This is a genomic window from Streptosporangium sp. LJ11, assembly GCF_051918945.1.
GTDB lineage: Bacteria > Actinomycetota > Actinomycetes > Streptosporangiales > Streptosporangiaceae > Streptosporangium.
In genome coordinates, this window is record NZ_JBPXMB010000016.1 from 237,207 (window position 1) to 246,420 (window position 9,214).

General features: G+C 69.9%; 7 protein-coding genes. 3 read left to right on the forward strand and 4 right to left on the reverse strand.

The genetic code is table 11. From position 1 onward, the window contains the following. Nucleotides 1-83: 83 nt before the first annotated feature. Both ACTOQ3_RS24340 and ACTOQ3_RS24345 read right to left on the reverse strand, forming a co-directional pair. A complete protein-coding gene (locus tag ACTOQ3_RS24340; RefSeq protein ID WP_440085638.1) occupies nucleotides 84-2,270 on the reverse strand; it encodes a transglycosylase domain-containing protein in 2,187 nt (728 codons plus the stop codon). Nucleotides 2,271-2,372: 102 nt separating this feature from the next. Next, on the reverse strand, nucleotides 2,373-2,852 hold the full coding sequence (locus ACTOQ3_RS24345) for an Lrp/AsnC family transcriptional regulator (protein ID WP_440085651.1): 480 nt from the start codon (nucleotides 2,850-2,852) through the stop codon (nucleotides 2,373-2,375). 129 nt (nucleotides 2,853-2,981) lie between these two features. Between ACTOQ3_RS24345 and hppD the strand changes: the two genes are divergently transcribed. The 3 genes from hppD (at nucleotide 2,982) to ACTOQ3_RS24360 (ending at nucleotide 6,555) form a co-directional block, all read left to right on the forward strand. Next, nucleotides 2,982-4,064 (forward strand): 4-hydroxyphenylpyruvate dioxygenase, encoded by a 1,083-nt coding sequence (gene hppD / locus ACTOQ3_RS24350; RefSeq protein WP_440085639.1) that lies wholly within the window; start codon nucleotides 2,982-2,984, stop codon nucleotides 4,062-4,064. Between the two features lie 208 nt (nucleotides 4,065-4,272). Next, the gene (locus tag ACTOQ3_RS24355; protein ID WP_440085640.1) at nucleotides 4,273-4,983 is read left to right on the forward strand and encodes an RDD family protein; all 711 of its coding nucleotides are present in this window, start codon (nucleotides 4,273-4,275) and stop codon (nucleotides 4,981-4,983) included. Nucleotides 4,984-5,055: 72 nt separating this feature from the next. After that, nucleotides 5,056-6,555, forward strand: coding sequence for a M1 family metallopeptidase (locus tag ACTOQ3_RS24360; RefSeq protein ID WP_440085641.1), 1,500 nt, complete (start codon nucleotides 5,056-5,058; stop codon nucleotides 6,553-6,555). A 27-nt stretch (nucleotides 6,556-6,582) separates the two neighbouring features. Here ACTOQ3_RS24360 and ilvA read toward each other — a convergent pair whose 3' ends face one another. Together ilvA and ACTOQ3_RS24370 are read right to left on the reverse strand one after the other, a co-directional pair. Next, nucleotides 6,583-7,791 carry a threonine ammonia-lyase gene (ilvA, locus tag ACTOQ3_RS24365; RefSeq protein ID WP_440085642.1) on the reverse strand — a complete coding sequence of 403 codons (1,209 nt, stop codon included), beginning with the start codon at nucleotides 7,789-7,791 and terminating at the stop codon, nucleotides 6,583-6,585. Between the two features lie 220 nt (nucleotides 7,792-8,011). Then, a partial coding sequence (locus ACTOQ3_RS24370; RefSeq protein ID WP_440085643.1) for a right-handed parallel beta-helix repeat-containing protein occupies nucleotides 8,012-9,214 on the reverse strand: 1,203 nt, incomplete at its 5' end.

The following is a 9,214-nucleotide window of genomic DNA, read 5'->3' on the forward strand; positions in this document are numbered from 1 at the left end:
GCCGCCGCCCTGGACGGGGCCGCCGGGCAGGTCGCCGCCGCCCGCGTGACCGCGCCCGGCCTCGCCGGTCGCCCTGGACCTCGTCAGTTGCCCTGGATGGGGTCGCCGAGCCGGTGGCCCAGACCGTCGAGGCCGAAGTCGTCACCGCCCCCGTCACCGCCCTCGCCGTCACGCCCGTCCGGGTCGTCACCCCGGCCGGGCCCGGGGCCGTCACCGGGACCGCCCGGTCCCTCGCCGGTGTCCTCGGGGGTCGGGGGCTGGTCGGGCCCCGGGGTCTCCTGGTCGGGGGTGGCGCTCTGGTCGGGGCCGGGAGTGCCCGTCTCGCCGGGGCCGGGCGTGCTCCTGTCCTGGCCGTCGCTCTGCTGATCGCCGTACTCGTCGTCGGGGCCGTAGCCGCCGTACGAGCCGGAGTAGCCGTAGTTGGACGGCTCCTTGAACTCCTTGACCGGCTTGCCCTCCATCGCCTCGGTCATGAAGGCGCGCCAGATCTGCGCGGGGTAGGAACCGCCGTACAGGGCGCTGCCGTTCACCGTCACCGGCTTGTTGTCGTCGCGGAACATGTCGACCGCCACGGCCAGCTGCGGGGTGAACCCGGCGAACCAGACGGCCGCCGACTCGTCGGTGGTGCCCGTCTTGCCCGCCACGGGACGGTCGTAGAGGCGGGCCGCGGAGCCGGTGCCCGCCTCGACGACCTGGGTCAGCGCGTAGGTGGCGTCGATGGCGGCCTGCTCGCCGAAGGCGCGCTTGCCCTTGGTGGAGCTCTTGACGACCCTGCCCTCGGCGTCGGTGACCGAGCGGATCACGTGAGCCTCGCGGTGGACGCCCTCGGCGGCGAAGGAGGCGAAGCCGGAGGCGTTCTGGACGGCGCTCACCGACGCCACGCCGAGCGGGAGCGTGGCGGCGCCCCGGTGCGGGTCGAGCTGCTCGGCGGGGATTCCGGCCTGCTCGGCGACCTTGACGACCTTGTTCAGGCCGACCTTCTGGGCGAGGTCGACGAACGCGGTGTTCACCGAGCTCTGGGTCGCCTTCACGAGGTTGACCTCGCCGTAGGAGTAGCCGCCGGAGTTGGGGATGTCGGCGGAGGCGATCCGGAGCGGCGAGTTGCCGTTGACCCTGGTGTCGAGGCCGAAGCCGTTGTCCAGGGCCGCGGCCAGCGTGTAGGCCTTGAACGTCGATCCGGCCTGCACCTTGGCCGAGAAGGAGTTGTCGAACTTGTTGGCGGTGTAGCTGCGCCCGCCGTAGAAGGCCACGACCTCACCGGTGGCGGGGTCCACGGCGGCCAGCCCGGTGCGGACCTTCCTGGGGGTGTCGTCCGGCAGGACCGAGGTGACGGCGCGCTCGGCGGCGGCCATCAGGTTCTTGTCGAAGGTCGAGACGATCTTCAGCCCGCCCTGGTTGATGACCTCGTCGGTGTAGCCCCTGCTCTTGAGCTCGGCCGTCACCTGGTCGAGCATGTAGCCCTCCTGCCCCTTGGGCGCGAAGATCGCCCTGGGCTTGCGGAGGGCGGGGAAGGTCACCTTGGCGGCCTCCTGGGAGGTGATGGCCCCGGTGGCCACCATCCCGTCGATCACCGACCTCCAGCGGTCCCTGGCCGCGTAGAGGTCGGGGCCCTGCGGGTCGGCGAACCTGGAGGGTTGCTGGATCACCGCGGCCAGGTAGGCGCCCTGGGCAAGGGTGAGCTTGCTGACGTCCTTGCCGAAGTAGGCTCCGGCCGCCGCCTGGACCCCGTCGGCGCCCCGGCCGAAGTAGATCGTGTTGAGATACTGCTCCAGCACCCAGTCCTTCGACTTCGACTGGTCCACCTTCAAGGAGATCATGACCTCCTTGAGCTTCCTGATTATGGAACGTTCCTGGCTGAGGCCGCTGTAGTAGTTGCGGACCATCTGCTGGGTGATCGTGGAGCCGCCCTGGAGCTGCTGGCCGCTGATAGTGGACCACATTGCGCGGAAGGTGCCCGAGAGGGAGACGCCCTGGTCCTCGTAGAAGGAGCGGTTCTCCGCGGCGATGACCGCGTTCCGCAGGCTCTGCGGCACCTTGTCGAGGGCCACGCTCTTGCGGTTGACGCCCTGTCTGGCCAGCACGGTCTTGCCGTCGCGGTAGTAGATCACCGACCCCTGCGCGGTGGCCCTCGGCTGCGTGCTGTCGGGAATGGGGGTGATCGCCCACACCACTCCGAGCAGGCCGATCGCCGAGATCAGTCCGACGCCGAAGACGACGAGTGTGATCCTCAGGAGCTTCCTCCTGGGACTGCCCGTCCCGCCTTTTAACACGCGTGACCCCCCGATAGGACCCGCCGCTGACCCCCGACGGTTGCGGACCGTTAAGGGTAAACGATGGATAACGGTGTCTGGCCCCTGCTTGGCATGGTACGGCTAGGCCTTCCCCTTGCGCGGGACATCGGCCACCAAAGGCAGAACACGGTATGGCACAGGGGTGTCCAAGGCAATCACCGAAGAGGTTCTGACCACGCCCCGGACATCAACGATCAGGTCAATTACCCGCTGCAGGTCGGCATTGCTGCGCGCCACCACCCGGCAGTGCATGTCGTCGCCGCCGGTGATCGTGTGCACCTCCAGCACCTCGGGAATGGCGGCGAGCTGGTCGGCGACCGGATCGTGCCCGCTGACCTGGCGGATCTGCAGGGTCACGAACGCGGTCACGTCGTAGCCGAGCGCCGCGGGGGCGATGTCCGGCCCGAACCCGGTGACCACCCCGCGGGCGGTCAGCCTGTCGAGGCGTGCCTGCACGGTCCCCCTGGCCACGCCGAGCCGCCGCGAGCACTCCAGCACCCCGAGCCGGGGCTCCGCCGCCAGCAGGGCGATGAGCCGGGCGTCGAGCTGGTCGATCGTCATGATGTACAGATACTCCGCGGTGACCGGCGAGTAGGTGTGCAGTTTGCGCAGTACTTGAAGACAGTGTTGCACAAACAGCCCAGAAAAACAGACAGTATTCGCATGAGTGACATCTTTCCTGTGAACGGTATGGACTGCGTAGTCTTCGCTGTGGGCAACGCCAAGCAGGCCGCCCACTACTACTCCAGCGCGTTCGGCATGCGGCTCGTGGCCTACCGGGGCCCGGAGAACGGCAGCCGCGACGAGGTGGCGTACGTCCTCACCTCGGGCTCGGCCAGGTTCGAGTTCCGGGGGGCGGTGCGTCCCGGCACCGGGGTGGCCCGCCACGTCGCCGAGCACGGTGACGGCGTGATCGACCTCGCCATCGAGGTCCCCGACGTGGAGGCCGCCTACGCCCACGCGATCGCCCAGGGCGCGCGGGGTCTTGTGGAGCCGCACGTGGTGGAGGACGACCACGGCAAGGTGGTGTCGGCGGCGATCGCGACCTACGGCGAGACCCGGCACACCCTGGTCGACAGGTCCAACTACAGCGGCCCGTACCTGCCCGGCTACGTCGCGGCGGAGCCTCTGGTGGCGGCCCCCGACGTGCGCAACGGCCGCCTGTTCCAGGCCGTCGACCACTGCGTCGGCAACGTGGAACTCGGCAAGATGGACGAGTGGGTGGAGTTCTACAAGCGGGTCATGGGCTTCACCAACATGGCGGAGTTCATCGGCGACGACATCGCCACCGAGTACTCGGCGCTGATGTCCAAGGTGGTCGCGGACGGCACCCGCAAGGTGAAGTTCCCGCTCAACGAGCCGGCGATCTCCAGGAAGAAGTCTCAGATCGACGAGTATCTGGAGTTCTACGGCGGCCCCGGCGTGCAGCACATCGCGCTGGCCACCAACGACATCCTCACCACCGTCGACCACATGCGCGAGGCCGGTGTGAGCTTCCTGAACACCCCCGCCTCCTACTACGACGACCCCGAGCTGCGCGCCCGCATCGGCGAGGTCCGCGCGCCGATCGAGGAGCTGAAGAAGCGCGGCATCCTGGTCGACAGGGACGAGGACGGCTACCTGCTGCAGATCTTCACCAAGCCGGTGCAGGACCGCCCGACGGTGTTCTTCGAGCTGATCGAGCGGCACGGCTCGCTCGGCTTCGGCAAGGGCAACTTCAAGGCGCTCTTCGAGGCGATCGAGCGCGAGCAGGACCTGCGGGGCAACCTGTGACCGGGGACCGCTCGGACTGACCTGGCCGCCGGCGACCCGCCCCCCGGGGCCGCCGGGGGCCACGGCCCGGGAGCACTCCCCAGGGGCGCGCGAAGGGCCGGCGGCGGCGGCCCACGCTCCGGGGAGCGACCGGGGCCGGCCACGGCTCGGGGGCAACCCGTAACCGTCCTTGGCTTTGCCGTGGCGCTCTTGTGGCGATCACCCCTGGATGGGATCAGCACCGCCACCGCCGGACGACCGGGGATCGGACCCGTGGTCCGATCCCGCACCCCCCGACCCGGGTCACGAGGGCCCGGGCCCCGGCGCCGGCCACGAACCCGGCCCCGATCCCTCTCCCGGTCACCGGCCGGGCTCCTCCCCCGGCCCTTCCTCCGGTTCTTCCCACGTCCCCGGCTCCGGTCCTTTTCCCGGCCGCGGGCCGGAAGGTCCCGATCCCGTCTTCGGTTACCCGTCCGCGGGAGAACCCTCCGGCGGTTTCCCCTGGCCGGGCGCCATCAGGCTGGGCGGACGCTGGCGCCGCCTCTTCGCGGGAATCCTCGACCTTCTCGTCGTCGGAGTCCTCTCCTCGCCCTTCACCTACCGGACCGTCACCACCGTCACGGGCGCGGAAAGTGGTCTGTCGGTGCAGGTACCCTACGCGGAGACTCTCCTGGTGGCGGTGATCGGCTTCCTCTACTCCTGGATGCTGACCGCCTTCTGGAACGGTCAGACGCTCGGCAAGAAGATCTTCCGGCTGCGCGTGGCCGACACCAGCGGGCACAAGGCCGGTGTCGGGCAGGTCGCGCTCCGTCAACTGGTCTCCTGGCTGATGTACTCCACCTGCTGCCTGGGCTGGATAGATGTGGCCTTCATCCTTTTCCAGTCGCGCAAGCAGGCCGTACACGACATCGCGGCCAGGACGCTTGTCATAGACGCCTGATCGGCGCAGGTCAGTCGCGTAGTGTGCCATTTCACGGGCTCGGCCGTCCGGCCGGGAAAGGGGCTTTAACCTATGGCGTCCAAACGGCTGGCCACCACGGCGACCGCCGCTCTTCTCAGCACGCTCGGGACCATCGGCACGGTCGCCTGCTCGGCGTCGAACGGGGCGAGCATCCCCTCGGTGAGCCCCGTGAGACCGGACGCCTCCGCCGTGAGCCCCCTGAAGCCGGTCGCCTCCGCCTCCGACATCGCCACCGGCCACGAGGCCACCCCCGGCGCCCCGGGGATCGGCGACTCCGACTTCCCCACCGACGGCAACGGCGGCTACGACGTCGGCCACTACGGGCTCAAGCTGGGCTACGAGCCGGCGTCCAAGCATCTGTCGGGAGTGGCCCGGATCTCGGCGCGGGCCACCCAGAACCTGGCGAGCTTCAACCTCGACCTCTCCGGTTTCACCGTCAGCCGGATCACCGTGGACGGCAGGCCCGCGAGATTCGACAGGGCCGGGACCGAGCTGAGCGTCACCCCGGCCGCGTCCATCCCGAAGGCCGCGGCGTTCACGGTCGAGGTCGCGTACGCCGGCGAACCCAAACCGGTCAGGGGCTCCTCCAACCTGGGCACGTACGGCTTCATCCCGACCAAGGACGGCGCGTTCGTCACGTGCCAGCCCAACGGTGCCAAGACCTGGTTCCCCGGCAACGACCACCCCTCGGACAAGGCGAGCTACGACTTCGAGGTCACCGTGCCCGCGGGGCTGACCGCGCTGGCCAACGGCGAGCTCGTCGGCGCGCCGAAGACCGCCGGGGGCAGGACGACGTTCCGGTGGCGGGAGAGCCACCCGATGGCCAGTTACCTCGCCACCATGACGCTGGGCAAGTTCGAGATGCTGCAGGGCAGGACCCCCGGAGGCCTGAAGAACGTCGCGGCCGTCGACCCGAGGTTCCGCGGCTCGCTGCGCAAGCTGTACGACGTGTCGGGAAGGGTCACCGACTACTGGAGCACGGTCTTCGGCCCCTACCCCTTCTCCTCCACCGGAGGCGTGGTCGACGACTTCCCCGCCGGCTACGCGCTGGAGAACCAGACCAAACCCATGTACGGCGGATTCGCCCCCGACGACGCCATCATCGCCCACGAGCTGGCCCACCAGTGGTTCGGCGACAGCCTCAGCATCACCCGGTGGAAGGACCTGTGGCTCAACGAGGGCTTCGCGACCTACGCCGAGTGGCTCTGGTCGGAGCACGAGGGCCAGGCCACCGCCGAGCAGCTCTTCCGCAGGCACTACAGCGCGGGGACCGACGACCCGATCTGGAGCTACGCCCCCGGCCAGGCCAGGCCGGACGACCTGTTCAACAACTCCGTCTACACCCGGGGCGGCATGACGCTCCACGCGCTCAGGCAACGGATCGGCGACCCGGCGTTCTTCAAGCTCCTGAAGGAGTGGAGCGCCACGCACAGGTACGGGAACGTCACGACCCCCGAATTCGTCGCGATGGCCGAGAAGATCTCCGGCAGGAAGCTCGGCCCCCTCTTCGACGCCTGGCTGTTCACCGCGAAGAAGCCGACCACCTGGTGAGGGGCCCCTACGGCCCGACCGGGCGGCTCACGTGACGATGATCTTGTATCCCTCGACGCGCAGGGAGCCCAGCACCTCCTCGGAGTGCACCGGCCCCTTGGTCTCCAGCTGGAGCTGGACCTCGACCTCCCCCAGGTGCATGCCCAGCCGCTCGTGCACGATGTCGAGCACGTTCGCGCCGAGTTCCGCCAGCCGCGCCAGCAGCGCCGCCAGCGCGCCCGGCCGGTCGGAGAGCGGCACCCGCAGGGTGAGATAGCGCCCGGCGGCGGCCAGGCCGTGCCGGAGGACCTTGGCCAGCAGCAGCGGGTCGATGTTGCCCCCGGAGAGCACGGCCACCACGGGGGGCTCGAAGACGTGCGGGTGGGCCAGGATCGCGGCGACCCCGGCCACGCCCGCGGGCTCGACGACCTGCTTGGCGCGTTCGAGGCAGAGCACCAGTGCCTGGGAGATCTGGCTCTCGGTGACGGTGACGACGCTGTCGACCAGATAGTGGATCAGCTCGAAGGGCAGCTCGCCCGGGCGGCCCACCGCGATGCCGTCGGCCATCGTCGAGGCGGGCCTGACCTCGACCGGGTGCCCGACGGCCAGCGACGCCGGGTAGGCGGCGGCCCTCTCCGCCTGAACCCCGACGATCCGCACGCCCGGCCGCAGCGACTTGACCGCGAGCGCCACCCCGGCCGCCAGCCCGCCCCCGCCCAGCGACATCACGATCGTGCCGACCTCGGGCAGCTGGTCCACGATCTCCAGCCCGATCGTGCCCTGCCCGGCGATGACGTCGGGATGGTCGAAGGGGTGGATGAACACGGCCCCGGTCCGGTTCGCGTGCTCCCTCGCCCGCTCCAGCGCGACGTCCACGGTGTCACCCGCGAAGAGCACCTCGGCACCGTACGACCGGGTCGCGGCCACCTTGGGCAGCGGCGCCCCCTGCGGCATGTAGACCGTCGCCCCGGTGCCGACCAGCCCCGACGCGAGCGCGACCCCCTGCGCGTGGTTGCCCGCGCTGGCCGCGACCACTCCGCGCCGCCGCTCCTCCCCGGTCAGCCCGGCGATCCTGACGTACGCCCCCCGGATCTTGAAAGAACCCGAGCGCTGCAGGTTCTCGCACTTGAGGTGGACGGGCCCGCCGATGATCTCGGAGAGCACGTGGGAGTGGAGCAGCGGGGTGCGCAGGGCGACGTCGGCCAGCAGCTCACGCGCGGCGACCACGTCGTCATAGGCCACCTGAGGGTCTGACATGCGGATCATCGTACGGCGTGCGCCCCCCGCGTTCTCGTGACCGTCGCCGGCTTCTCCGTCCTGCCGATGCGGCGGACCCGTTTCCGGGCCCGCCGCATCGGCCTGTCGCGGGATCACGTCAGCGCGTGGGCGCCGGCTCAGGCTGACCGATCGTGGTCAAGAGCGTGCCGGCGGTGCCCTTCTCGGAGCGGCCGAGGAGCGAAATGTGGATCCACCCAGGTCAGATACGTGCTCCGACGTCGGCGCCGTTGGACGGGCGCAGGAAGGCGGAGGATGGGATCGAGCCGTCCGCCGCGCGGGGTCCGGTGATCGTGCCGGAGTCGGTGCCGGCGAAGGTCCAGGTGCCGCCGAGGTTCCAGGAGTTGCCCGAGCCCGAGGAGGACGAGCCGAGCGAGACCTGCGTCGCGTTCGCCACCGACAGGTTCCTGGTGAGGGTGGAGTCGGAGTCGGCGAAGTCGAAGCCGGTGCCGCCGTTGCGCCACGCGGTGTTGCGGTCGGCGGTCAGCCGGCCGGGGTTGCCGTTGTCGATGAAGCCGCCGACCGCGTTGTCGAACGCGATGGAGTTGCGGATCACGTGGTCGGCCGGCGGGTCGGGGTCACCGCCGCCGAGCTTGAAGCCGTTGCCGTCTCCGGTGTAGCCGGGCAGGTTCCACCGGTTGAATCCGTTGCCCCACGCCACCGATGACTCCACGGTGATCGGGGACAGGAACATCCAGAAGTCCAGGCCGTCGTCGGAGTTGTTCCACAGCCGGGCGCCGCGCACCACGTTGCCGCTGCCCGAGCCTTCCTTGATGGCCAGGCCGTCGGCGCTCTCGCCGTTCTTGCGCGGGTCGCGGTTGCCGTAGGCGTCCAGGTTGATGATCTGGTTGTTGCCGGAGGCGCCCTGAAGGTGCAGACCCGACTCGTAGTTGTCCCGGGTGATCAGGCGGTCGAAGACGGTGTTGTTGGTGTCCAGGCCGAAGATGCCGTACGGGCCGTGGATGATCTCCAGGCCGGTCAGGCGCCACCAGTCGCCCTCGATGTGGATGGCGCCCCGCTCGGGGCGGGGGATGCTGGAGCCGACCGCGCCGGGCGTGTAGGGCATGTTCTCGCCGTCGAGGATGACCTTTTCGCCGTCATGGTTGCGCATCGTGATGGGCTGGGTCGGCGTGCCGTTCTTGAGGATCTGGATGTTGGTGCTCGGCGCGTAGGTGCCACCGCGGATGACGATCGTGTACCCCGGCTGTGCCAGGTCCACGGCCCGCTGTATCGTCCGCAGCGGCGAGGCCGGTGTGCCCGGGTTGGTGTCGTCACCGGTGGTCGCGACGTACAACGCGTTCGCCGGCGGCGGCTGGTCGCCGGTCTCGACGTCGAGGTGGTCGATGTTGGGCAGGCCGGCGGCGGTGGTCGGGGTCAGCCGGATGGTGTTGGCGCCGGCGTTCAG